Consider the following 25,281-nt stretch of genomic DNA (forward strand, 5'->3'; position numbering starts at 1 on the left):
TTAATGTGTCATAAACTTGTTTTTCCCGTTCCGCTTTGCATTGTACAGCGCGATATCCGCTTCTTTAAAAAGGGTGGATAAAGATTTCGGACGATCCTGAGACCAATGGGATACCCCGCCCGAAATCGTCACCTTTGGATCAGTGCATTCACTGACAAGCGTAATCAGCCTCTCAGCAAGCATTTCACCGGCGTTCAGCCCTGCTTTCGGCAAGTATACCGCAAGCTCTTCTCCTCCCCACCTTGCTGCGACATCCTGGTCTCGGATGTTTCGTTGGATCACCCGGGCCACTTGTATGAGAATATCATCGCCTTTCTGATGGCCGTACGTATCGTTAATCTGTTTAAAATCATCGATATCGATCAATACGAGCACACCTTTCTCGTCCGATTTCATACTGTACCCGATTTTCTCATCCAAATAGCTTCTCGAGTAGAGCTCTGTCAAACGGTCTGTCTGAACAAGATACTTCAGCCGGTCGCGCAGCATCAAATTCGATACGGCGAGCGTGGAATGCCTGATCAGCGTCTGAAACAGCTTAAACATCTCAAATGAAAAGGAGCAGGCGTTTTTTTTCAACACGATGACAAATCCTTTGTTTTCATTATTCTCCAGCATCGGAACGCCCATTAATGAAGCATACCCTTCATTCCCAAAAAACGAAGAACCGTTTCCGACAAACACCCCGTTTTCCTCTGAAATCTTCTCTTTGACATAGCGGATGTATGGAAGAGCCGCATCCGTCTGAAAAAAACCGGTGCTTCCCGGCAGAAGGGTTTCCTCGCCCAAGTGATTTTTATAAAAAAAGCCTACCTCTTCGGCTCCGAATGAACTGATCAGCCTTTCTGACAAGCTCTTCATCATATCCGGGAGGCGTTTCGTCCGGTTCAGCTGATGTGATGTTTCATTAATCAGCTCTAAATTTGAAATCATATTCTGCGACTGTTCGTAAAGTCGTGAGTTTTCAAATGCTTTCCCTGCCGCATTCGAAATAATGCATATATCTGCTGCCATATCGGCAGCTCCTGGTCCAAAAGTTTTCAAAACGCCATACGTTCCCTGCCGACCTTTAATCGGAATGTATACTTCCGCTTCATTTTTGCTCTTCACCTGTTCTGATAAGTATGCATCCAGGGCAAAAGAATCGGTCGATTCGCTTTGCACATCCAACTCTATCGCTGGAAGGTTAATGTATTGATCCTCATCGTATGACAAGAAAAGACAATATGTCAAAAAAGGAAAAACATCCCTTAAACTTTCGAGCATTGTCTTGAGCACCTGCCCCTGATCCATCAGCTCATGCAGCAGCTCCGTCTTTTCATAAATCTTTGTTTTCTTGAGTTCATCACGAAATAATTCATCAAGCTCCAGACAATGCATTAAAAACAGGCGGATGGATTCAGGGAGACGTTCTGGTACTTTATGATTCTTTTGACACGAAAGTTCTATATATTTGCTGTTTTCTTCTATTGTTATAATGGTATAATAATCATTAACTCGGCTGATCGGACCGCTTTTGCCTCTCGATCCCTGCAGTTTTGAAGAAGGATGCAATGTTAGAGACATGAACGAAAAAAATGACTCTGCTGCCGCTTTTAGCCAGGCAACAGAGTCGTCGTACGAGACGGCCGGCTTTTTCAAAAAAAATTGTAACAGCTTCTGATGAAAAGACTGATATAGGTCTTCAGTTTGTTTATTCATGGTCATCACCTTAATAAAATCCGTTTTATGTATTTTATTTTCATGATTATATCACAAAAACAGGACTATATACTTATAAACAGTCTGTTCTTTTTGGGACGGCCTATGAATGGTTGACTTTGCCCGGCGGACATTATATAATCTTCTTTGTGTGAAATAATGCAGCCTTTTTGTTCTGCTTCTGTGTTTCATTTTGTTCCTTATCTATTAAGGTGTATCGTGTAACTCTTTGCTGCTGGAGCGAGGATACATGAAAACAAAATGGACATGGCTGAATTGAACAGATGGGTTTTATTTTCACAAAAATAAAACCGAAGGAGGAGTCACATTATGGCTCGCTATACAGGTCCAAGTTGGAAAATATCCCGTCGTTTAGGCATCTCTTTAAGCGGTACGGGTAAAGAATTAGAAAAACGTCCTTACGCACCAGGTCCTCACGGTCCGGGACAGCGTAAAAAACTATCAGAATATGGTTTGCAATTGCAAGAAAAGCAAAAGCTTCGCCATATGTACGGTGTGAACGAACGCCAATTCCGCAACCTTTTTGACAAAGCTGCGAAAATGGCTGGTAAACACGGTGAAAACTTCATGATTCTTCTTGAAGCACGCCTTGACAACATTGTTTACCGTCTTGGCCTAGCGCGTACTCGCCGCCAAGCACGCCAATTGGTAAACCACGGTCACGTTCTTGTTGACGGAAGCCGCGTTGACATCCCGTCTTACCAAGTTAAACCTGGCCAAACGATTTCACTTCGTGAAAAATCTCAAAACCTTTCTGTCGTTAAAGAAGCGGTTGAAGTGAACAACTTTGTTCCTGAATACCTGACTTTTGACGCTGAAAAGCTTGAAGGTTCATTAACTCGCCTTCCAGAGCGTTCTGAGCTTCCTGCTGAGATTAACGAAGCGTTGATCGTTGAGTTCTACTCTCGTTAATAGAAAATGCTCTTTAAAGAGCATTGGCAAAAACCCTAGGATTGTTGATATACCAACGATTCTAGGGTTTTTTGTTTTCTTTCTTCCCCGTTGATTCTGGCTGCTGATAAGCCGGGATGATTTAGATCCTGATGATTCTGATATCTGTGATCATATTCATCCTGATTCGAAATTCGTCCGCCGGAATAAAACGGACCCAGCTCATAAGAGTTGGTTTTTTTAGAGATGATTTTTCTTGCAAAGTATCTTCTCACGAGCAAGATATGATAGACGTCTCCTTTTCTCTTATACACATTTTCGGTAAAATCAAATCGTTGGTTAGAGTATGAAAACGGGGGAGTGACCAATAAATGCTTTTGTTTTTGGGCAAGTTTGTCTTGTTCTACTTGTTCTGTTCAGCCCTATTCGCCCTTTTCAAGGTCATGTACTACAATATCAGCAAAAAATGGGTTACAAAGACGGCTGATGGCACTAAACTGAATTGGGCGTTGAATGTCTTTGTTAAACACGGCAAGAAAATGGACAGCAATGACTACTTTGTTATGGGGGTTTTAGCGGGGTGGTGTGCGATTTATTTATAAAAAGCTCCCGGAAGTCTTAAAGGAGAGGCTTCTAGGAGGGCCGAGATCCGCCTCGCGATACCACACCTTCATCGCCTGCTTTTGTTTTAGCCTCGCCCATTTGACTGTTCTCCGGTATCGTTACTGAGGTTGATACGCCAAACACTCTTCGGAAATGCTGGCAGATGTAACAGACTCCAAAGATTTGCCCCCCCCTTCGGTCTTCTTCAGTATATAAAAAACCCCAATCGCCAGATGATTTTCTAACAATTGGGGTGCAATTTACGATACATTTACTTTTGGATTTGGTCCATATTGATTTTCTTTTGCTTCGCCAGCCTGACAGTAAAAAATCAGCAGAATGACAGCACCGATAATCGGCAAAAAGCCAATTAAAATCCACCAGCCGCTTCTTCCGGTATCATGCAGCCTGCGGACATTGACAGCCAAAGAGGGCACCAAAACAGCCAACTGATAAATAAAGATCAGAATGTACCCGAGGAATCCCCCGCCATATCCAATGATATAGCCTACTTGATATCTGTCATATCCTTCAGCTGTCATGATTCCTGAAATAAATAAACTTACTATCATTAATGATAAGATGAATAAAATAAAACATATGATGCCGTTAAATACATGAAACAACCAATATTCTTTTCGTCTTGCTCTCCCTTCAAAATTCGCATAATTCCTCAAGCCTCTCCAATACCATTTCATACAATTTCCTCCACTGTCAAATCTATAAATTTGCGAAAAACATATGAATTATACCATAAAATATCATTTTCGACCATTTACTTGAAAGGTGATCCCCAATTATTAAATTTTTTGAAGCCTGTTCAGAAAGAACATTTTTTCTAATTGGACTTTGAGCTTACAGTCATATCTATAGGAAAAATGATGGTTCCTTTACAAAATTCAGTTCCCATTTAACCATTGCTTCTGTATAATATGAATCATTCATTTCGCCTCTGTAGCTCTAGAAGGGAAGAGCGCCGTAAAACATTGTAGGAACGGGTCGCAAGGCAAGGGTTTCAGAAGCACCGAAAAGCAAATAGCTGAGACAGGTGGAATTCCTGTCGGTAAAAGTCCGTAGGGAAGCGTGTTCTCCCCTAGCCTATGCTTACGGAAGGAGTGCGGGTTCGAATCCCGCCGGAGGCATTGATCTTTATTCTCGAAGAAGACGTCAAAAAACAGACAGAAGTTCACTGTCTGTTTTTTACGGCTTTGACCGTTCATATATTAAAATGTGTAAGATTCGCCGTCATTCGGCACAAGAACACGTGAGGACATTCCTTTTTCATGAATGAAGCTCTTCAATTCGTCACGTGATAAAGTCCAATGGTTGACAGCTTCCATATGACTGGAAATGATTGTGGCGTCAGGAGCGGCGTGATAGACTTCAGCAATATCCTCTTTCCCCATGACGAGAGACCCTCCTTCAAAGAATTGATTGTCTCCTCCGTTAACGACTATAATGTCCGGCTGATGCGCAGCGATTTCTTCCCGGACACCTTCATACCAAACCGTATCACCTGCTACATACAGCGTTTTCTCCTTTGAGTGCTTGAAGACAACGCCGCACACTTCTCCGGCAAGCTTTAATATCTCTCCTCGTCCATGCTCGCCTTTTGTCTTGATTAATTGAATCCCCTCAAACACCGTATCTTTTGTTAAAACCTCTATATCTTGAAAACCGGCTTTTCTCACTTCCTCAGCATCTGCTTCATTTTGGACAAACAGTTTGATTTCTTTCGGCAACAGATCTTTGGCAGCATCGTCAAAGTGATCTAAATGCAGATGAGTGACGATGACTGCGTCTGTATTCTTGACGAGCTCGTCGGTTGATACAGGCAGGGTGACCAAAGGGTTGTTTTGATCTTGTCTTGCTGAGTTCGGAAAAGGAGGATAAGTGCCTTTCTCAGCCAGCATCGGATCTATTAAAAATGTTTTGCCAGCATATTTGACGGCTAATGTTGCATTTCGAATTTGTTGAATATTCATGGTTATCATGCCTTTCCTTTTATTTACGATTAGTTTATACTATGACCGATCATCATTTAAATAGATATAGTCAAGTCTTTTTAGCGTTTGACTTGATTTTTGAAAAACGTTCTTTTGAGAGGATTTGATGAAATGCTCGATCATACAGACAGGCAAATCATAGAGGAATTATCAAAAAACAGCCGGATGACCATGAAGGAATTAGGAGAGAAAGTTCATTTGACAGGCCAGGCGGCTTCATCAAGGGTTGCAAAATTAGAGGATCAAGGAGTGATTGAAGGTTATACCATAAAAGTGAATCAAGTCAAACTCGGGTGTTTTATTCACGCTTTTATCAATATCTATACAAAAAGCACTTACCATAAGCCTTATCTTTCGTTTATCAAAGCACAGCAGAAATACATCATTCAAAACTATAAAATCAGCGGGGACGGCTGTTATCTTCTCGAATGCAAGTTTCCGTCAAATCAACTGTTGGATCAATTTTTAACAGACTTAAACCATCATGCAAATTATAAACTGTCGATCGTTATTAATAAAACGGGCGTGTGAAGAATCAGCCGTCCGCTTTTTTTATAAAAAAGAGGGCCCTAAAGACCCTCTACTTCAGCCGCTTTGCTGCATTTTCCGTCTGATTCAATTGATTGTATCCGTCAGCTGACTGCTGCGCCTCTTGTTTTCGTTCCGTTTCCAGCTGCTTGTGGTAATCTTCCATAAATTTTTCTTTGGCTGCAATGAACAGGTTCATGCTACATTCCTCCCTCTTCAACGATGGAAACGCTTTACCTATTACATCTATATTTTTGACATTTCCTGAATGAACATACATGAAACATGTTGACACAAAAAAACCCTTGCCGTTTGGCAAGAGTTTTTTGATTACTTATAAGTCAGCAGGAAGTATTTCTTTTTACCGCGGCGAATGACGGTAAACTGTCCTTCGATGCGGTCGTCGCCGGTGAGGACGTCCGCAACATCGGTGCGGCGCTCTCCGTTAACGTATACCGCGCCATTCGTGATATCTTCGCGCGCCTGGCGCTTAGACGGAGACAGCTTTGATTGGACGAGTATCTCAACAAGAGGAAGTTCATCCGCTTTCTCGAGCTCGAGTGAAGGAACCCCTTTAAAGCCGACTTTTACTTCTTCAGCTGTCAATTGTTTGATATCTCCGCTGAAGAGTGCTTTTGAGATGTTGACGGCCTGCTCAAACGCTTCACGGCCGTGTACAAGAACGGTCACTTCTTCGGCGAGGCGCTTTTGCGCTTCGCGTTTTTCAGGCGCTGTCTCTGTTTTTTCAGCGAGATCTTCAATTTCTTCTTTGGACAAGAAAGTGAAGTATTTTAAGTATTTCACGACATCTCTGTCGTCGGTATTGATCCAGAATTGATAAAACTCATACGCTGACGTCTTCTCTTTATCAAGCCAGATCGCGCCGCCTTCCGTTTTTCCGAACTTCGTGCCGTCTGCTTTTGTCACAAGCGGAATCGTCAATCCGAAAGCTTTTGCATTCTCTTCGGATTTGCGGATGAGCTCGAGGCCTGATGTGATATTGCCCCACTGGTCGCTTCCGCCGATTTGCAGCTTGCATTCCTTGTTTCTGTACAAATTCAAGAAATCGAGAGACTGCAGGATCATGTAGCTGAATTCAGTATAAGAAATGCCCGTCTCGATTCGGGAGCTTACCGTATCTTTGGCAAGCATGTAATTGATTCCGAAGTTTTTGCCGACATCGCGCAGAAAATCAATGACGTTCATTTTGCCGATCCAGTCATAGTTGTTCGCCATGATCGCCGGATTCTCATCAGCTTCAAAATCAAGGAAACGCGAAAGCTGATTTTTGATTTTCTGTGACCATTCGCGGACGATTTCTTCATTGTTCAGCGTGCGCTCCGCTTTCTTTCCGCTCGGATCGCCGATCAGGCCCGTTGCTCCGCCTACGAGTGCAATCGGACGATGTCCGGCCAGCTGGAAGCGGCGAAGCATTAAAATCGGCAGCAGGTGTCCGATATGCAGACTGTCAGCTGTCGGATCAAATCCGGAATATAAGCTGATTTTCTCTGAATCCAGCAGTTCTCTCAAGCCTGCTTCATCGGTTTGCTGCTGAATCAGTCCCCTGAAGGACAAATCATCAAGTAAGTGTGTCATCATCAATTAGCTCCTTTTTTCCAAAAATAAAACGCCCCTTCGCAAAAACGAAGGGACGATAAAAATCGCGGTACCACCCTGCTTAAAAGAACGCATGGCCGCGCTCTTTTCACTCTCGTTGATAACGGAAAAGCTTCCGTTCTTCTGCTACACAAAGCCCGAAAGGCTTTTTTCGCAAAAGCGGTTCATGAGTGTAATTCAAACCATCCATATGTGCTGATTTTCACCGGCCATCAGCTCTCTAAGACAGGGAAGGATGCGTTCTACTGATCTCAGTCTTCACCTTTTGAATATTCGACTAAATCTTTTTTAACATAATATTTTTGCATTGTCAATGAGACATCAGTCTTCCATCGATGAGAGATCGCCTGCCGGTAGGTTCAGCTCCCATGCTTTCAAGACGCGTCTCATGATCTTTCCGCTTCTTGTTTTCGGCAGTTTATCCTTAAATTCGATCTCCCTTGGCGCGGCATGTGCGGCCAAGCCTTGTTTCACGAACTGCCTGATTTCTTCTTTTAACGAATCTGACGGTTCATAACCGTCTCTCAAGGCGATGAACGCTTTAATAATTTCACCGCGGACAGGATCCGGTTTGCCGATGACGCCGGCTTCAGCGACAGCTTGATGCTCAACAAGCTTGCTCTCGACTTCAAACGGGCCGACGCGCTCGCCTGATGTCATGATGACATCGTCGATCCGTCCCTGGAACCAGAAGTATCCGTCTTCATCCATGTAGGCGGAATCGCCTGACACATACCAATCACCCGGCATAAAATAGGAGCTGTATTTTTCAGGATTGTTCCAGATCGAATGCATCATCGACGGCCAGCCTTTTTTAATGGCGAGATTCCCCATTCTGTAAGGAGGCAGTTCATTTCCCTGGTTGTCGACGATCGCAGCCTCTACACCGGGAATCGGCTTGCCCATTGATCCCGGTTTAATTTCTATGCACGGGTAATTGCAGATGAGCTGCGCTCCTGTTTCAGTCATCCACCATGTATCATGAATCCGGTTGCCGAAGACTTTATGCCCCCATCTGATGACTTCGGGATTTAACGGCTCCCCTACGCTTAAAATATGCCGTAATGAGCTTAGATTGTATTTGTTCACAAGATCGTCGCCTGCACCCATCAGCATCCGGAAAGCCGTTGGCGCGCTGTACCATACCGTCACTTCCATTTTTTCAATCGTTTCGTACCATGCCTCAGGACTGAATCTGCCGCCTACGACGACATTCGTTGCTCCATTCAGCCACGGACCGAAGATCCCGTAAACCGTTCCGGTGACCCAGCCGGGATCAGCGGTGCACCAATAGATGTCATCGTCATGCAGATCAAGAACCCATTTGGCTGTTTGATAATGCTGAATCATTGCTTTATGGACGTGGAGAACCCCTTTTGGCGCGCCGGTCGAACCCGATGTATAGTGAAGCAGCATCCCGTCTTCCTGATCCATCCATTCAATCTCAAGATCAGTGCCTGCTTCCGCCGCTTTCGCGTAATAATCGATTACAGGTCCTTCCTCCTTTACACCTTCTCCAACGACAATGATAGATTCAAGATCCGGAAGTTCATCGGCCGGCACCCGTTCAAGCAATTCCGGCGTCGTCACGATAACCTTCGCTCCGCTGTTTGCAAGCCTGTCTTTGACGGCACCTTCCATAAACGCTTCAAATAACGGCCCGACAATGGCTCCCAATTTGACAGCGCCGAGAAGAATAAAATAAAGCTCGGGTGATCTCGGCATAAAAACAAACACACGGTCTCCCTTTCTCACATTGGCATGCTGCTTTAAGACATTCCCGGCTTTATTGGTTTCATTTTTCATCTCTCTGAAGGTGTACTTTTCTTCGCGGACCGGATCTTTGTAGTAAAATGCCACTTTGTTTTTCAGATTTGATTCAGCGTGGCGGTCGATCGCTTCATAAGCTGCATTGATTTTTCCCGTTTTGTGCCATGAAAAATGTTTTTCAGCATCCTTCCAGTCAAATGTCCGGTATGCTTCATCATAGTTATTCAAGTTGTAATTTCCCTTTTCTGCTGGCAGCGCTTTCAATTCCATGTCCATCCCCCTTTGTTCGATCATCAAAATATATTATAGTATAGATTTTTTATTTTCTCAATTTTTAAAAAATACTACTCTATCCTATGAAAACGCTTAATATTTTGGTATGTTAAGTATAAAAGACTTCAACTAAGATGTAAGGCGGTGGATACGTGGAGCATCACAAAACTTATCATGCCAAAGAATTGCAGACCGAGAAAGGCTCCGTGCTGATAGAGGGTCCTATCAGTCCTGAAAAACTCGCACAATATGAATTTCATGACGAGCTTACAGCCTTTCGCCCATCTCAAAAACAACATGAAGCATTAATCGAAATCGCAGGGCTTCCCGAAGGACGAATCATCATCGCCCGTTTCCGGCAAACCATTGTCGGCTATGTGACATATGTCTATCCAGACCCGCTTGAAAGATGGTCTGAAGGAAACATGGAAAATTTAATTGAGCTTGGAGCCATCGAAGTCATTCCTGCGTTCAGGGGTCACTCTGTCGGGAAGACGCTGCTTGCGGTCAGCATGATGGATCCGCAGATGGAAAAATATATTATCATCACGACTGAATATTACTGGCATTGGGATCTAAAGGGGACTAACAAAGATGTTTGGGAATACAGAAAAATGATGGAGAAGATGATGAATGCCGGAGGACTTGTCTGGTTTGCGACAGACGATCCGGAAATCAGCTCCCATCCCGCCAACTGTTTAATGGCCCGCATCGGAAAAGAGGTCAATCAGGAATCGATCGAGCGTTTTGACAGACTCAGATTCCACAATCGTTTTATGTATTAAGGGAGCAAAGGGGACCTGAATATGATTGTTGAAAAAATCATGAAACGGGATGTTGTGACACTTTCCAGAACGGATACGATTGAAGAAGCGATCAAACGCATGCGAACATTCCGCATTAAACACCTTCCCGTCATCAATGAACGGGGAACGGTCATAGGCATTGTCACGGACAGGGACGTCAAAACAGCAAGTCCGAGTATTTTTGCCCAAAACAGATCTCACGAAGATTTAAAAAAGCCGGTGGAACTGATTATGTCAAAAGAAGTGATCACCGGTCACCCGCTTGATTTTGCCGAAGAAATATCAGCCGTCTTTTTTGAACACGAAATCGGCTGCCTCCCGATCGTAAAAAACGGAAAGCTTGTCGGCATCGTGACAAAATCCGATTTGCTGCATACGTTCGTCCAGCTGACAGGAGCCCATTTTCCTGGCTCTCAAATCGAAATTAAAACCGATCATATCGCCCGAAGCCTCGCTGATATCAGCGCCATTTTCAGCAGGCGCCAAATCGCCATATTGAGCGTGCTCGTATATCCCGGTGATGAAGATGATTCGAAAATACTCGTGTTTCGCGTGCAAACGATGAATCCCGCCTCTATCATCAAAGACATGAAATCCAAAGGGTATCAGGTTCTTTGGCCGGCTGTTCAAAGGGATTTGCCATGAAGGACAGCGTATTTATTTTTTCTCCCTCTTACCAAACCTATCAATTTCATCAAGACCACCCGTTTAATCAGCTGCGCGTCTATGTGACATACGATCTTTTGAACACGGTCGGCGCATTTGAACCGGGAGAAACGATTGCCCCGCGCGTAGCGACAGAAACCGAGCTCGGTCTTGTTCACACAGGCGATTATATCAGGGCCGTCCAGCTTGCAGGGGCGGGAAAGCTCCCGGCGGCCGAAAGCGAAAATTACGGGCTTGGAACGGAAGATACCCCTGTCTTTGCCGGGATGCACGAAGCCGCCTCCCTTTTGGTAGGCGGAACGCTGACAGCTGCAGACTATGTCATGACGGGCAAGGCAAGACACGCGCTCAATCTCGGAGGCGGGCTTCACCACGGGTTCAGAGGAAGAGCTTCAGGCTTTTGTGTCTATAACGACAGTTCAGTAGTGATACGTTACTTGCAGAAAAAATATCATGCGAAAGTTTTATATATTGATACAGACGCCCACCACGGCGACGGGGTGCAGTTTACGTTCTATGATGATCCTTCCGTATGCACCGTCTCGATTCACGAAACAGGCCGCTACCTTTTCCCTGGAACAGGTCAGGTTCAGGAAAGAGGTCATGGCGAAGGCTATGGCTATGCTTTTAATATCCCGCTAGATGCCTTCACAGAAGATGAGTCTTTTCTTGATTCCTACCGGACGGCTGTTTCTGAAATAGCCGCGTTTTTCAAACCGGACGTTATTTTGTCGCAAAACGGAGCTGACGCGCATTACTACGATCCGCTGACACACTTGTGCACGACAATGAAGATTTACGAAGAGATTCCAAAGCTCGCTCACGAACTTGCACACACCTATTGCAACGGAAGATGGATCGCTGTCGGCGGAGGCGGCTATGACATTTGGCGCGTCGTACCGAGAGCGTGGTCAAGAATTTGGCTTGAAATGAAAGGGATGAAACCAGAGGATAAGGTGCCTGAAAAATGGCTGAAAAAATGGGGGAAACAGGCATCTGTCCGGCTTCCTGCCAACTGGTCCGATCCGGAAGATTTGTATCCTCCAATTCCAAGAAAAGCCGAAATAACGGAAAAAAACGCACAAACCGTTGCCAAAGCCCTTTATCCGATTCGCTCTGCCCAGCGTACCACTTAACGCGAAAATTCCGGCACACAGAAAAGGCCTTGCTTTTATGCAAGACCTTGCTTTCTTCTCATTTATTTTTTTGCGATGACAATTTCGACGCGCCTGTTTTCCTTCATATGGCTCTCTGTACGGTTGTCCTTGACCGGTTTTGTATCGGCATAACCGATGGCAAGAAAGCGCGAAGAGTCGAGCTTCTCTTTCGATGTAAAGTAGCCGATCACAGTGCTCGCCCTTGCCGCAGAAAGCTCCCAATTGGATGGAAAACGGTAAGTCGAAATCGGGCGGCTGTCCGTATGCCCCTCCACACGGATCGGGTTGGACACCGATTTGAGAAGAACGGCGATTTTATGCAAAAGCGGGTGAGCTTGGTCTTTCAGATCCGCTTTCCCCGAATCAAACAAAACCACTTCCTGAAGGACGAGGATGACGCCCCGTTCGTCACGCTTGGCCGCAATCAAACTTGACAGTTCATTTTTTTCAATATAGTCATTGATTTTCTTTAATAAATCATCTTGGCTTTTAGCCGTTTTTTCAGCCGTCTGATCGCCCGCGTCTTCTTTCTTCAGCTCTGCGGCGGATTTGCCGTCGGCCCTGTCTTGAAATGAACCGACTGCTGCTTTAAATTTGTTTAAATCGATTTGCGACATTGAAAACAATAAAATAAAGAACACGAGGATGAGCGTGATCAAATCTGAAAACGTGATGATCCAGTTTGACGATTTGCGGCCCTGCTCGCGTTTCCTTCGTTCACGTCTAAGCTTCATGAGCCCTGTCCTTTTGTTTGATGTGATCCGCCCGCTTTTTTGCCCATTCTTCTTTCGAACTGAAAACGACAAGCTGACTTTCCAGGTTTCGCGGATTTCTTCCCGACTGGATGCCGATGATGCCTTCGATCATAACCTGCTTCTTAAAGATTTCATTCTCCGTCTTTTCTTCAAGCTTTGCGGCAATCGGTATAAACAGCATGTTGGCTAAAAGTGATCCGTAAAGCGTCGTCAAAAGGGCGATCGCCATATTCGGACCGAGCGTTTCCGGCTTGTTCAGGTTTTTGAGCATCATGACGAGTCCGACAAGGGTCCCGATCATTCCCCATGCAGGCGCAAATTCCCCTGCTTTTTCAAAGATCCTTCTTCCCTTTCTGTGCCTTTCTTCCATTGCGGCAATTTCCGAGATCATCACATTGCGGATCGTCTCCTCATCCCATCCGTCGATGGCAAGAAGCAGGCCTTTTTTCAAAAACGGGTCTTTCATTTCATTGATATTGGCGTCCAATGATAAAATTCCTTGTTTGCGCGCCTGTTCAGACAGGCTGACAAAGGTTTTGACCAAGTCGCGCACATCATCTTCTTCCGAAATAAAGACCTGCTTCAGCACAGCCGGCGCTCTTTTTAAATCTTTCGGGGAAAAGCTGATGAAAACAGCTGCACACAATCCGCCCGTCACAATAAAGAAAGACGTCAAATCGATAAACGAATAAAAACCGGAAAGCCCCGCTCCAGAGACAACGCCGATCACTAAAATGAAAATACCCAAAATAAAACCGACCGGTGTCAGATAATCAAATCGTTTCATTTTTTCATAATCTCTCCAGCTCAAGGAAAAGAAAGCAAGCAATTCACGAAAAAAGCTGTGAACACTTGCTTTCTTTCTCGTTATTTAATGATGATCATTTTGTTGATTGTCTGAGTTCAATGCGATGCGGCAGTTGGACAATATGCTCTTCGACTTCCTCTTTGTTCATCAGCTTTGTCAGAAGCCTCATCGCTACGGCACCGATATCATACGTCGGCTGGACGACAGTTGACAGCTGCGGCCGCACCATTAATGAAAGCCTTGTATTGTCAAAACCGATCACTTCAAGGTCATCCGGAATAGCCAGTCCTTTATCCTGTGCTGCGTGAATAACGCCGAGCGCCATTTCGTCTGTAGCTGACAGGACAGCTGTCGGTTTTTCATCCAGCTTCATTAACGCCTCCAGCGCTTCCATTCCTGAATCGTACGTATAATCGCCTTCTGCGACATACTCTTCCTTAAATTGCAGCCCCTTATCCTCAAGCGCTCTTTTAAAGCCTTGCAGTTTTTTCGCTTGATTCACCGGCTCAGTCATAGGTCCTGATACAAAGGCAAGACGCTTATGGCCTTTTTCAATCAGCATGGTTGCCGCATCATAAATCGCCTGTTCATAATCGATCGCAACCGACGGCGTTTCCCCTTTTTCTTCAACAGATGCCGCAAGCACGATCGGAACCGGTGACCGCTTAAATTCCTCCACATGCTCTTCAGTGACATTTCCGCTCATAAAGACGATACCGTCAACTTGCTTTCCTAGCATCGTATTCAAAAGATGAAGCTCTTTGTCCATATTCTGGTCGGAGTTGCTCAAAATAATATTGTACTTGTACATCGTTGCGATATCTTCGATTCCCCTCGCCAGCTCTGAATAAAAGATACTGGAAATATCGGGAATGATCACGCCGACAGTCGTCGTCTTTTTGCTTGCCAGACCCCTTGCCACTGCGTTTGGACGATAGCCAAGGCGCTCGATGGCTTCAAGCACCTTCTTTCTCGTCGTCGGCTTGACATTCGGATTCCCGTTGACGACCCGGGAAACGGTTGCCATACTTACATTTGCTTCGCGTGCTACATCATATATTGTCACATTACTCATTTTTACCACTCCTTCAACTGGGTACACTTTTCTTTTCCTATAGCATAAACATTTTCATGTAGAGAAATGTCAAAATGTAAAACTTTATGTAAAATAAACAGAACACCAGTTTACATTATTTTTCATAACCTGCCAAAACAAAAGGGGCTCTCTGAAATTATACACGGTTTTACCTAATATGAAAACGTTCCCTTTATTTTTATAATTAATTTAAATAAGAATAAACAGCTTTTTAATTTAAAATAAGACATTTTTTCGACAATTTTTGATGACAACGCAAAAAAAGGACCGCTCGCAAGCGGTCCATAAACGAAGCTTATGCTTTTACTTGAACGAGCGGCTTCAGTTCATTTAACCATTTTTCAAAAGTCGGGATATCCATTTGCTGAGCAGAGTCGGAAAGTGCGACAGAAGGATCAGGATGGACTTCGGCCATGACACCGTCAGCTCCGATCGCAAGCGCTGCTTTTGCTGTCGGAAGCAGCAGGTCGCGGCGTCCGGTCGAATGAGTGACATCCACGAATACAGGAAGGTGAGTTTCCTGCTTCAGGATCGGCACAGCTGAGATATCAAGCGTATTTCTAGTCGCTGTTTCATACGTTCTGATTCCGCGTTCACAAAGGATGATTTGATCATTACCCTGCGACATGATGTACTCCGCTGCATTGATGAATTCCTTCAGCGTTGCGGCAAGTCCGCGCTTCAGCAGAACCGGCTTCTTCACTGAACCGGCCGCTTTTAAGAGCTCGAAGTTTTGCATGTTGCGGGCGCCGATTTGGATGACATCGATGTAATCAATGGCTTCTTCAATATGCTGCGGGTTCACGATCTCACTGATGACGGCCAGATCATACTCATCAGCAACACGCTTTAAGATTTGCAGGCCTTCAACGCCGAGACCTTGGAAGTCGTAAGGGCTTGTACGTGGTTTGAAAGCCCCGCCGCGAAGGAGTTTTAAGCCTTGCTTTTTAGCTGCTGCTGCGACTTCCGCTACTTGTTCATAGCTTTCAACCGCACACGGACCGACGATAAATCTTTGTTCTCCGTCGCCGATTTTTTCGCCTTTCAGATCAACGATCGTATTTTCAGGCTTTTTCTTGCGGGAAACGAGCAGCGCTTTGCTGTGATCGTCTTCCTGCAGCTCAAGTCCAGCTTTGAAAATCTCTTTGAAGATATGCTGGATCGTCGAGTTTTCAAACGGTCCGTCATTATTTTCAATAATTTCGTTCAGCATCGTTCTTTCTCTGACTGGATCGTAGCGGTTGATGCCTTGTGCTTCCTTCGCTTTTCCAATCTCCTGAACGATTCTTCCTCGCTCATTAATCAGCTTTAATATTTGCAAGTTTAATTCATTCGCCTGCTGCCTCAGCAAATCAAGTTCAGTGTTGCTCATGTTATCCATCCTTTCTTTTAACTTCACCCTCTATGAAAATAAGAATGATTCAATTGATTAGGGTTTATTATAAACAATGTTTCTTAAAATGTCACGAAAAAATTCTTTATTACCCAAACGCTTTTAAGTGATAAAGTATCGTATGCAGTTTATCCCTTGCTGTGTGGGTGTTTATCGGGAATTTATAAAAAAAAAGAATCATGCATTGATTCTTTAACTTGATAACTTGTATAGTCTCTGTATTGCGGTTTCAACGTTAAAAACCCTGTCATTCAAAGCCGCTGCCTTATCATCTGCATATTCGATGATGTTCTCCGTAAATTGTCCAATATTTTCGATGATCGTTTTCGGGAGCTGTTCTTGCCCTTTTTTCAGATCATTTACATCTGTCTCGAGCCTGTCAAGCCTCTTGTCCATTTCTTTGAAACGTTCCTCCACTGCATCGAAGCGACCGTCTATTTCTTTGAAGCGTTCGTCCACTGCATTGAAGCGCTCATCGATTTCTTTGAAACGTTCATCCACCTCATCGAAGCGACCGTCTATTTCTTTGAAGCGTTGGTTCACTGCATCGAAGCGACCGTCTATTTCTTTGAAACGTTGGTCCACCTCATCGAAGCGACCGTCTATTTCTTTAAAGCGCTCGTCCATTTCATTAAAACGTTCGTTCACTGCATTGAAGCGCTCATCGATTTCTTTGAAACGTTCATCCACCTCATCGAAGCGACCGTCGATTTCTTTGAAGCGTTCATCCACTGCATTAAAGCGCTCATCGATTTCTTTGAAGCGTTCGTCCACCTCATCGAAGCGACCGTCGATCTTGCCTAAGCGCTTGTCAATCCCATCGAGCCGCTGAGTGATCGGAAGCAGTTCTTCTTTGAGAACCGACTGAAGCATGTCCTTTAATTCGGCATTCATCACATCACCTCCCGCTTGCTTAATTATATCGCACAACGTTGGGGCAAACGATACATTTTCCTAAAAAGGCATTTCCATGAGGCAAAAGCATCATAACAACATAGAAAACGGCCAAAAACGCTATACGTCTTGGCCGTTTTACTATGGATTATCTGCTGTTTTCCGCAAGTGCTTGAGCGGTAATTTGCGAATGGGAGGCATGCCATTTCACGTTCCCGTTTGTAAAAATGAAGGCTTGAGGACTTTCGTGCTTAATCTCGTACTGCTCAGCGATATAGTTTGACAGCGGTCGGCTTTCCTGCACTTTTAAATAATAAGCCGGAATGTCTTCATGCTGATTGGCGAATGATTCGAATTCTTCAAACGCGCGCCTGCTGATCGGGCATGTCACGCTGTGTTTCAAAAAGATAAATGTATCGTTGTTTTCTGCAAGCCTTTTAAATTCATCCTCTGTTTGAATGAGCTGTTTCGACACGGTGATCTCCCTTTCCTCAGTTATTTCTGGGCGGTATCTGCTGTTTCCCTTGCTTCATCTTCTATTTCATTTTTGGCTTCTTCAGCCTGTTCTTCGATTGCAGACGATGCTTCTTCCTTTAATTCATCAGCTTTTTCGGCACCCTTGCTTCGCAAGTCTTTGACTTTATCCATAATCTGTGAAGACTGGTCGGCAACAAGTTGTGAAATCGAAGATGTCTTCTCTTTGGCGATGCTGACGTACTCAGAACCTCTCTCCCTCGCTTCGCTTGTGAGCTTTCCGGTCTTATCTTTTAAAACGACGGCCTGATTTCCAAGGTCATCGCGAAGCTCTTTCCCTGACTTCGGCGCTAAAAATAAAGCCGCAGCTGCCCCGATGATTCCGCCTACAAATGTGCCGATTAAAAAATCCTTAGTATTCATTCCATCTTTACTCATATATTATTCCTCCTTCATCTTCTTTTGTTTCCATCTATTCCAAATTTCCAAAGCTGCATTGCTCCAGCTGACAACTTGGGAAATTTTTTCACGGTTTTGCTCTGCGGCTGATGTGACGGACTGTGAAACCTGCTGAATGGAATTGTTAAACTGCCTGACCGATGTACCGACTTCCTGAACGGCATCCACGACCGTATTCAGCTTCAAAGATTTCTCCTGAATATCATCAGCGAGCCGGTTCGTCTTATTCAGGAGCTCCGTTGTTTCAGCGGTGATGCCTTTCATCTGTCCTTCAACACCTTCCAGCGTTGATGCAACATGATTAAGTGTGACTTGAAGCGATTTTAATGTTTTTGATAAATAGATAACCAAAATAAGAAAACTGACAGCGATGAGTGCGGCGCTTAAATATAGAATAATAATCATCTTATCCTCCTCGAGCTAAGGTCTTACAATTGATGTATACCCAATTGTTTAAATCGTAAACCTCTATATTTACTTTTTCTACACGCACGGGTGAATTCCTTTAACTGAAAACTCCCGGCCTCATATGTACAAAAAAGCAGCGGATTGACTCACACTGCCTTTTTTCTAATTATGCTAATACATTTTCATATGCTTTTAAATACTTTTGAATGTCACCTGCGCCCATGAAAATTAACACCGCATTTTCATGCTCCTTTAAAATGGATGTGTCATTTTCATCAATCAGCTTCGCCTGCGGGATTTTCTCCTGCAAATCGCCGATCGTCAGCTTTCCTGCGTTTTCCCGGGCAGATCCGAATATATCGCAAAGATATACATAATCGGCTTTCTTGAGGCTTTCGGCAAACTCATTCAGGAATGACTGCGTGCGCGTAAATGTATGCGGTTGAAATACTGCAACAATGTCCCGTTCCGGATACTTCTGTCTGGCTGCTTCAATCGTCACCGTAATTTCAGTCGGATGGTGGGCATAATCGTCAATCAGCACTTGGCTGCCTGCATGTTTTTCGTTAAATCTGCGTTTAACGCCGCCAAAGGTTTGCAATCCTTCTTTAATGATGTCGACATCGACCTGTTCATAATGGCAGAGGGCGATGACGGCCAAAGCGTTCAGAACGTTATGGCTGCCGTATGCCGGTATATAGAAGGTGTCGTAGAATGTGTTCCTGACAAAAACATCGAACGTTGTGCCCTCAGTATTTTTGATGACATTTCTCGCCTGAAAATCGTTTTCCTCGGCAAAGCCGTAGTATACGACTGGAACGTTCGCATGGATTTTCATCAAATACTCGTCATCTCCGCATGCGATAATTCCCTTATTCACCTGTAATGCCATCGTTTGAAATGCATCAAATACATCATCGATATTTGCGAAATAATCGGGATGATCAAAATCAATATTTGTCATGATCGCATAATCGGGCTGATAGCTCAGAAAATGCCTTCTGTATTCACAGGCTTCAAGCACAAAGTACTCGCTGTTTTCGCAGCCTTTTCCAGTCCCGTCTCCAATCAGATAAGAAGTCGGTTTTGCTTTTTGGATGACATGAGACAAAAGGCCCGTCGTTGACGTTTTGCCGTGTGCCCCTGTAACGGCAATGCTCGTAAACTTCTTCAGATAGTCGCCGAGAAATTTATGATACCGCACGACTGGCAGGCCTTCAGCTTGCGCTTTTTCAATTTCGGGATGAGTGTCGGGAAAAGCGTTTCCGGCAATAACAGTCATTCCGGGCTTGATATTTTCCGGATCAAACGGATAAATCGGGATATTTCTCTCCTCTAAAGCGGTTTGTGTAAAAATGTACTTTTCGATATCCGATCCTTGGACATTATATCCATTATCATGGAGAATTTGGGCAAGCGGACTCATACCTGTCCCTTTTATTCCGACAAAATGATAAACAGTCATAATTGTACCTCCAACAAACGTCTATCTGCTTCCCAGTATATGACGCTTATTTCAATTTGCAACCTAAACCCGGCCGCATCGTTTTCTTCAAAGTCATAATTATATTCAGTATCAGACATTTTCAAGAGTGAATAAACCTCCTGCGTAAAGGATTTTTTTGAACCCTTTCACGGAAGTGCTCTTAAAAACGGATTAAAACGCCGCTGACGGCGCTTTAATATGCGGCGCTCTAAAAAACACGCCCATCAGCTATCATACCATGTTTAGCTGAAAAGTGAACTACTTTCTATTAACTGTTCCAGATCAGCCTTTGTAATCAGGACTTCTCTCGGCTTGCTCCCTTTCGCCTCAGAAATCATGCCTTCTCTTTCCATCATATCGATTAATCTGGCAGCTCTGTTATAGCCGATGCGGAAGCGCCGCTGCAGGCTTGAAGTGCTGGCGCTGTTTTGTTCCACGGCAAATTCGCACGCTTCAAGAAACAGTTCATCCTGATCAAATCCGGCCGGATTTTGTCTGACCAATTGTTCCTGTTCAAATAAATAGTTCGGCTCCTGCTGCCGTCTGACATGTGAAACGACACGATCAATCTCCCGGTCGGAAACAAAGTTGCCCTGCAGGCGGAGCGGTTTGCCTGAACCGTTCTCCAAGAACAGCATATCCCCTTTTCCGAGAAGCTTTTCAGCTCCCGCCATATCGATAATCGTTCTTGAATCGACAGCGCTTGAAACAGAAAACGCTATTCTTGTTGGTATATTAGCTTTAATCAAGCCGGTAATGACATCAACTGAAGGCCGCTGCGTCGCAATCAGAAGGTGGATGCCGCACGCTCTTGCTTTTTGTGCGATTCGGCAGATGCTCTCTTCCACTTCATTCGGAGCGACCATCATTAAGTCGGCAAGTTCATCAATCACGACAACAAGATAAGGAAGTTTTTCACCCATGTTCTGTTCCCGGACTTTTTCATTAAATCGCTCAATTTCCCGAACACCGGAATGGGCAAATAATTCATAGCGCCGCTCCATTTCTTCGACAACCCATTTTAATGCGGCAGTTGCCGCCTTTGCATCTGTGATAACAGGGCTGACGAGATGAGGAATTTTATTATACGGAGCAAGCTCCACCATCTTAGGATCGATAAGCAGAAGCTTTACATCCCTCGGCGCCGCTTTAAACAGCAGGCTGACTAAGATCGTGTTGATGCATACACTTTTCCCTGATCCCGTAGCCCCGGCAATCAAACCGTGGGGCATTTTTTTCAGATCAGCCACGACGGGCTTTCCGGAAATGTCGAGTCCGAGGGCTGCGGTCAGAGGAGACGGATTCGTTCTGAATTCCGAACTTCTGATCATTTCGCGTAAATAAACCATTTTGCTGTGCAGATTCGGCACTTCAATTCCGATCGTATTTTTTCCCGGAATCGGTGCCTCGATCCGAATATCTTTCGCTGACAGGCTGAGTTTAATATCATCTGACAGATTTGTAATTTTGTTGACTTTCACTCCGGGCTCAGGATGCACTTCAAACCTTGTCACAGAAGGCCCCTGGGTGACATGAACGACATTTGCTTTGACATTGAAGTTCTCAAGCGTAACGTCCAACAGCTCGCGCTGCTCGTGTATCCAGGCCTGATCATCCTGCTTTTGCGCCGGCGGCACATCAAGCAAAGACATATTCGGGAACTGATACCCTTGAGGCGCTTTTTCTTTTTGTTTATCTGACGCAAGCATCATGACATTAAACGGAACAGAGCCTTTCTTCGATCCCGGAGCGGCTCCTGCTTCCCGCTTCCGCGGAGCTTCAGGCCGACCCTCGTCTGTCCTTTTACTCTCCCGGTTCTGTTCGCTGCTTTCGGGTGCACCCGCGCTTGGCGTTGGCTTTTCCGTTTCTGCCTGCTCTTGTTTCCAGCCAGCCTGGCTGCTTCCGTTTGTTTCTTCAAGAACGTCAGCCGGCGCGTTGGAATCTATCCGGTTTTTGATATCGGAAGGCCCATCGCTCTGGACGGATATTTCAGAGTCGCGGCCATGAGTGTGCGGCTCTTCCGTAACTGAAGGGGCAGGACGCGTTTCGTCCATGCCGTTAGCCTTCCATTGTTCTTCAGTGACGGCTTCTGCATCCTCTGCCGGTTCCATCTCTTCTCCGGTTTCCTCAATCTTATCCAAAAGCTTTTCAATTTGTTCCGGCGTTTGTTGAGCGGGGATTGCTTCTTCTTCCGTCGTTTTGCTCCAAGATGTGGAGGCTTTCTCTTTTTCAGCTTCATACCCTAGCGCTATCTCTTCGACGAGCCCGCCACCTTCTGTCTTTTGCTCTGGACGGAATTCCGTTTCTTCTGGAATGTGCGTTGAGACAGGTTTTTCTGTTCGTTCGGATTCATACCGCAGCGCTTTTTCTTCAGCGAGCCCCGCACCTTCTGTCTTTTGCTCTGGGCGGATATCCGTTTCTTCCGGAATATGCGTTGAGACAGGGGCTTCTGTTTGTTCAGCTTCATACCCCAGCGCTTTTTCTTCAGCGAGCCCGCCACCTTCTGTCTTTTGCTCTGGGCGGATATCCGTTTCTTCCGGAATATGCGTTGAGACAGGGGCTTCTGTTTGTTCAGCTTCATACCCCAGCGCTTTTTCTTCGGCGAGCACGGCACCTTCTGTCTTTTGCTCTGGGCGGATATCCGTTTCTTCCGCCATATCCGTGGATACCGGCGGGACATTTTCGAATTCGGCACGCCATGCCGGATTGCGGCTCTCGCTTTTGGTCAGCGGACGGCCGTTCTTTTCAGTTTGCAAGGAAGCTTCTTCTCGTATCGGCTGCTTATTTCCAACAAACTTCTGCTCTTTTTCAATTTCTTCGTTAAACAGCGTGACACGCGCTTCAGTTTGTTTTTTTGCACGATATGTATGATTTTCCGGCTTGGCCCTTTTCTGTTCATGAAAGCCGTAAACCGGTGATGGGATAACGGACGGCCTAAAAGGTTTTCTCGCCGCTTTCTCTTCATTATGATATGAATTGCCGGGTTTCGGCTGAGAAGCTGAATGCCGGCTTTCCGGACGGCGGGTCCTTTGTTCTCGGCTGCCATCCTTTTCCCGCGGCCGCGTGCTTTGATCAGGAATAACCGGGAAGCGGAATTTCCCTTTTGGATATTCATATACGACTTTTGCGTCGGATATTTGCGGCATCTCTTCGTCTTCCTCTAAAGATGAATCCGCCTCAAATTCCTCTATGTGCTTTTTTTGTTTTTCATTATCTTCATCATCGCCTAAAAACAGGCTGAACATTTTATTAAACCAGCTCATGAATCATCACTCTCTAACTCCCTTAAATTTTTCGGGGACGGTTTTAAGTATACCACTGCTTCCCCACCCAGAAAAGGACAAGTCCTTCTCAAGCGTCCGCCCTCCCGAATAAAAAAGCCGCCAAGTTTGTCTACCCAGCGGCTTCTTTTTTACATCTATTCGAAAGTTTTGTTCATTTTATGCCGTTAAAATGCAAAGGCTTCTCCTGCTTTACGGCTGTCATCAAGGACAAGAATGCCTTTTTCCTTCGGCGCGTCTGGGAGGTTCAGCTCCTTGGCAGAACAAATCATGCCGCTTGACGCCACTCCGCGAAGTTCGGCATCTTTAATGATCATACCGCTTGGCATCACAGCTCCGACTTTGGCTACGACGACTTTTTGGCCGGCTTCAACATTAGGAGCTCCGCAGACGATTTGCAGCGTCTCGCTCCCTACATTCACTTTGCAGACACTCAATTTATCGGCATTCGGATGCTTTTCTTTTTCCTCGACATATCCAACCACAAACTTCGGAGAAAGGTCGACGGTCAGCTCGTCTTTCAAACCGTTGCGGACCAGAATTTCATTCACATCCTGGACAAAGGATTCGGAAAGCGCAATAGCTCCGCTTTCCTCAATGCTCAAATATGAGGAGGCATTAAAAATGTTATAGCCTGCTGTTTCCTTTGTGTCTTTGTGAAAAATTTTCACGACGTCTCCGTACCGCTCAAAAGCGATCTCTTCGCGCGGAATATCGTTCAATGAGATGAGCAGCGTATCGCCTACGCCTTCTGGATTATAAAATGCGTTCATGAGAAAAATTCCTTTCTATCATTTCTTTTTAGGGCGGTTTTTAGCCAGAATAAAGATCGGTTCAAGCTTTCCATCCTCATACAGGAAAGAAAGTGCAGTGATCGGCACTGTTCCGTTTGCAAAAAAGCTCATCGACATCTGCCCGAGAATATCGTATCCGGCATTGTTGCGGATGTCGGCAATAATCAGCACATCCTGGTGAGGGATTGACACGGCGAGGGTCCCTCCCGCGCTTTTCTCATACTCTGCGAGAATCGATTCGTTCAACACCCTGCTGGCGTCATAGCCGTCATTTGCTCTGAAAAAGTAGAAGTGATTGCCGGCAACTGTGTCTTCTTTGACAACGGTCTGGAGCGAGCGAAGGTTAAAGGAAGCTGTTTCCCGAATCCTTTCCTTTGTCCAGCCCTCTTTTTCAAGCATTTTTTCATCGATCAGCCGGTATGTGTTGCCAAGGTCGAGCGCATAGTAAATTCGTGTTTCAGCCGTGTGGCCGTCAAAAACCAAGGGAACGCCTGCGCTGGACTTCTCGGGAAAGGAAGTTGAGCGGATGACGGGATAAATCAGACTTTCGCGTCCTTCCATTTCCTGCGACTGGCCTTTCATGGCATTGAGCGCTTCCTCAGTATAATAGACGACTTCGTCAATCGCATCATCTTTTTTCTGCTCCCATTTGGCGATGATCCCAGGGAGCTCGAGTGTAATGCCTTTTCCAGTGTTTTTATCCTCGATTCTCAAGCTGTCTTTTTCCCTGTCGAAATGAAAGGACCAGTTGTCATTTTGCAAACGTTTTTTTAATATATCGGAAAGTTTCCTTGACGTCATTTTCATAGGGGAACTCTCCTTTCGGCTACTTATTCAGTGAATCTGTCAAAAATTGCTCGATTTCCTCTTTCGTTTTCCGGTCTTTGCTGACAAAGCGGCTGATTTCGTTTCCTTCTTTAAATACGAGGAAGCTTGGAATTCCGAAAATGTCCCACTCCGCGCACGTATCAATAAATTTGTCGCGGTCAACATAATAGAATGTAAATTCCGGATAATTCGCTTCAAGCTCTGGCAAAAACGGTTCTACAAAACGGCAGTCCGGGCACCAGTCAGCCGAAAACATCAACAAGGATAAATCGTCTTTCACAACTTTTTGCAATTCTTCATTCGTCTCGATCGTTTTCATCACTCAACGCCTCCAATATATGTTCTTATCATCCATTCGGATCATACCAGACAACCGGCTCCATAGCCAGCCTTTTGCTGTCCACCGGCTTTTTTAAAAGATGGACGATTCTTTATGTATCTTACCCGTTTTAAAAAGGGAAAATCTTAACGATCCGATCCCCTTTCATATCATAAGCATAATTTTTTTGCTTTATCAAGCCATTCTCGTTTAACATGGTAAGTAATAGGGTAAAAATATCCGTTAA

At 45.0% G+C, this 25,281-nt stretch carries 25 protein-coding genes and 1 other annotated feature; of the genes, 6 read left to right on the forward strand and 19 right to left on the reverse strand.

Annotated elements, in window-relative coordinates:
* On the reverse strand, positions 1-1,701 hold the full coding sequence (locus MKX80_RS15980; protein ID WP_268324533.1) for a GGDEF domain-containing protein: 1,701 nt from the start codon (positions 1,699-1,701) through the stop codon (positions 1-3).
* A 330-nt stretch (positions 1,702-2,031) separates the two neighbouring features.
* On the opposite strand from MKX80_RS15980, the gene rpsD reads away from it, so the two are divergent.
* Positions 2,032-2,634 (forward strand): 30S ribosomal protein S4, encoded by a 603-nt coding sequence (rpsD, locus tag MKX80_RS15985; RefSeq protein WP_154998929.1) that lies wholly within the window; start codon positions 2,032-2,034, stop codon positions 2,632-2,634.
* Positions 2,635-2,984: 350 nt separating this feature from the next.
* Positions 2,985-3,215, forward strand: a complete 231-nt coding sequence (locus tag MKX80_RS15990; RefSeq protein WP_154998925.1) for a hypothetical protein — start codon at positions 2,985-2,987, stop codon at positions 3,213-3,215.
* A gap of 261 nt (positions 3,216-3,476) precedes the next feature.
* Here the strand turns inward: MKX80_RS15990 and MKX80_RS15995 are convergent, their stop codons facing one another.
* Positions 3,477-3,914, reverse strand: a complete 438-nt coding sequence (locus tag MKX80_RS15995) for a DUF805 domain-containing protein (RefSeq protein WP_154998923.1) — start codon at positions 3,912-3,914, stop codon at positions 3,477-3,479.
* A gap of 525 nt (positions 3,915-4,439) precedes the next feature.
* Positions 4,440-5,201: an MBL fold metallo-hydrolase gene (locus MKX80_RS16000; RefSeq protein ID WP_186807233.1), complete on the reverse strand. Its 762-nt coding sequence runs from the start codon at positions 5,199-5,201 to the stop codon at positions 4,440-4,442.
* Between the two features lie 132 nt (positions 5,202-5,333).
* Between MKX80_RS16000 and MKX80_RS16005 the strand changes: the two genes are divergently transcribed.
* Positions 5,334-5,753: an Lrp/AsnC family transcriptional regulator gene (locus MKX80_RS16005; protein ID WP_076791162.1), complete on the forward strand. Its 420-nt coding sequence runs from the start codon at positions 5,334-5,336 to the stop codon at positions 5,751-5,753.
* Between the two features lie 49 nt (positions 5,754-5,802).
* Here the strand turns inward: MKX80_RS16005 and MKX80_RS16010 are convergent, their stop codons facing one another.
* The 3 genes from MKX80_RS16010 to acsA all read right to left on the reverse strand — a co-directional run bounded on the left by MKX80_RS16010 (position 5,803) and on the right by acsA (position 9,407).
* The gene (locus MKX80_RS16010) at positions 5,803-5,949 is read right to left on the reverse strand and encodes a hypothetical protein (protein WP_182070217.1); all 147 of its coding nucleotides are present in this window, start codon (positions 5,947-5,949) and stop codon (positions 5,803-5,805) included.
* Positions 5,950-6,080: 131 nt separating this feature from the next.
* Positions 6,081-7,346 carry a tyrosine--tRNA ligase gene (gene tyrS, locus MKX80_RS16015; protein WP_154998936.1) on the reverse strand — a complete coding sequence of 422 codons (1,266 nt, stop codon included), beginning with the start codon at positions 7,344-7,346 and terminating at the stop codon, positions 6,081-6,083.
* Positions 7,347-7,394: 48 nt separating this feature from the next.
* Positions 7,395-7,635, reverse strand: a binding site (T-box leader).
* A gap of 53 nt (positions 7,636-7,688) precedes the next feature.
* Positions 7,689-9,407: an acetate--CoA ligase gene (acsA, locus tag MKX80_RS16020; protein WP_154998919.1), complete on the reverse strand. Its 1,719-nt coding sequence runs from the start codon at positions 9,405-9,407 to the stop codon at positions 7,689-7,691.
* Between the two features lie 155 nt (positions 9,408-9,562).
* On the opposite strand from acsA, the gene MKX80_RS16025 reads away from it, so the two are divergent.
* The 3 genes from MKX80_RS16025 to MKX80_RS16035 are packed head-to-tail and all read left to right on the forward strand — an operon-like array spanning position 9,563 to position 12,018.
* Positions 9,563-10,195, forward strand: coding sequence for a GNAT family N-acetyltransferase (locus MKX80_RS16025; RefSeq protein ID WP_154998916.1), 633 nt, complete (start codon positions 9,563-9,565; stop codon positions 10,193-10,195).
* A gap of 21 nt (positions 10,196-10,216) precedes the next feature.
* A complete protein-coding gene (locus tag MKX80_RS16030) occupies positions 10,217-10,861 on the forward strand; it encodes an acetoin utilization AcuB family protein (RefSeq protein WP_154998915.1) in 645 nt (214 codons plus the stop codon).
* Entirely contained in the window at positions 10,858-12,018 is a 1,161-nt protein-coding gene (locus MKX80_RS16035) for an acetoin utilization protein AcuC (RefSeq protein ID WP_182070216.1), read from the forward strand. Before MKX80_RS16030 ends, MKX80_RS16035 begins: the two co-directional genes overlap by 4 nt.
* 62 nt (positions 12,019-12,080) lie before the next feature.
* On the opposite strand, the gene motS is transcribed toward MKX80_RS16035, so the two are convergent.
* The 13 genes from motS to MKX80_RS16100 all read right to left on the reverse strand — a co-directional run bounded on the left by motS (position 12,081) and on the right by MKX80_RS16100 (position 25,034).
* Positions 12,081-12,773, reverse strand: coding sequence for a flagellar motor protein MotS (gene motS, locus MKX80_RS16040; RefSeq protein WP_154998911.1), 693 nt, complete (start codon positions 12,771-12,773; stop codon positions 12,081-12,083).
* The gene (gene motP / locus MKX80_RS16045; protein WP_076791151.1) at positions 12,763-13,581 is read right to left on the reverse strand and encodes a flagellar motor protein MotP; all 819 of its coding nucleotides are present in this window, start codon (positions 13,579-13,581) and stop codon (positions 12,763-12,765) included. The genes motS and motP overlap by 11 nt, the downstream gene beginning before the upstream one ends.
* 94 nt (positions 13,582-13,675) lie before the next feature.
* A complete protein-coding gene (gene ccpA / locus MKX80_RS16050) occupies positions 13,676-14,677 on the reverse strand; it encodes a catabolite control protein A (RefSeq protein WP_154998909.1) in 1,002 nt (333 codons plus the stop codon).
* Positions 14,678-14,993: 316 nt separating this feature from the next.
* Positions 14,994-16,070, reverse strand: a complete 1,077-nt coding sequence (locus tag MKX80_RS16055; RefSeq protein ID WP_176275265.1) for a bifunctional 3-deoxy-7-phosphoheptulonate synthase/chorismate mutase — start codon at positions 16,068-16,070, stop codon at positions 14,994-14,996.
* Between the two features lie 213 nt (positions 16,071-16,283).
* Positions 16,284-16,985, reverse strand: a complete 702-nt coding sequence (locus MKX80_RS16060; RefSeq protein WP_268353948.1) for a tropomyosin — start codon at positions 16,983-16,985, stop codon at positions 16,284-16,286.
* Positions 16,986-17,133: 148 nt separating this feature from the next.
* A complete protein-coding gene (gene ytxJ, locus MKX80_RS16065; protein WP_154998904.1) occupies positions 17,134-17,460 on the reverse strand; it encodes a bacillithiol system redox-active protein YtxJ in 327 nt (108 codons plus the stop codon).
* 20 nt (positions 17,461-17,480) lie between these two features.
* The gene (locus MKX80_RS16070; RefSeq protein WP_154998902.1) at positions 17,481-17,897 is read right to left on the reverse strand and encodes a YtxH domain-containing protein; all 417 of its coding nucleotides are present in this window, start codon (positions 17,895-17,897) and stop codon (positions 17,481-17,483) included.
* Between the two features lie 3 nt (positions 17,898-17,900).
* On the reverse strand, positions 17,901-18,323 hold the full coding sequence (locus MKX80_RS16075; RefSeq protein WP_154998900.1) for a DUF948 domain-containing protein: 423 nt from the start codon (positions 18,321-18,323) through the stop codon (positions 17,901-17,903).
* Positions 18,324-18,492: 169 nt separating this feature from the next.
* Complete coding sequence (gene murC, locus MKX80_RS16080) at positions 18,493-19,791, reverse strand: UDP-N-acetylmuramate--L-alanine ligase (protein WP_154998898.1); 1,299 nt, start codon at positions 19,789-19,791, stop codon at positions 18,493-18,495.
* Between the two features lie 263 nt (positions 19,792-20,054).
* Positions 20,055-23,075, reverse strand: coding sequence for a DNA translocase FtsK (locus tag MKX80_RS16085; RefSeq protein ID WP_339227158.1), 3,021 nt, complete (start codon positions 23,073-23,075; stop codon positions 20,055-20,057).
* Between the two features lie 185 nt (positions 23,076-23,260).
* Positions 23,261-23,866, reverse strand: coding sequence for a YtpR family tRNA-binding protein (gene ytpR / locus MKX80_RS16090; RefSeq protein WP_154998894.1), 606 nt, complete (start codon positions 23,864-23,866; stop codon positions 23,261-23,263).
* Between the two features lie 18 nt (positions 23,867-23,884).
* Positions 23,885-24,694 carry a DUF1444 domain-containing protein gene (locus MKX80_RS16095; protein ID WP_154998892.1) on the reverse strand — a complete coding sequence of 270 codons (810 nt, stop codon included), beginning with the start codon at positions 24,692-24,694 and terminating at the stop codon, positions 23,885-23,887.
* Between the two features lie 19 nt (positions 24,695-24,713).
* On the reverse strand, positions 24,714-25,034 hold the full coding sequence (locus MKX80_RS16100; RefSeq protein ID WP_003184462.1) for a thioredoxin family protein: 321 nt from the start codon (positions 25,032-25,034) through the stop codon (positions 24,714-24,716).
* Positions 25,035-25,281 lie beyond the last annotated feature (247 nt).

Origin of the sequence: Bacillus sp. FSL K6-0972, from assembly GCF_037976035.1 — a bacterium.
Taxonomy (GTDB): Bacteria; Bacillota; Bacilli; order Bacillales; family Bacillaceae; genus Bacillus; species Bacillus haynesii.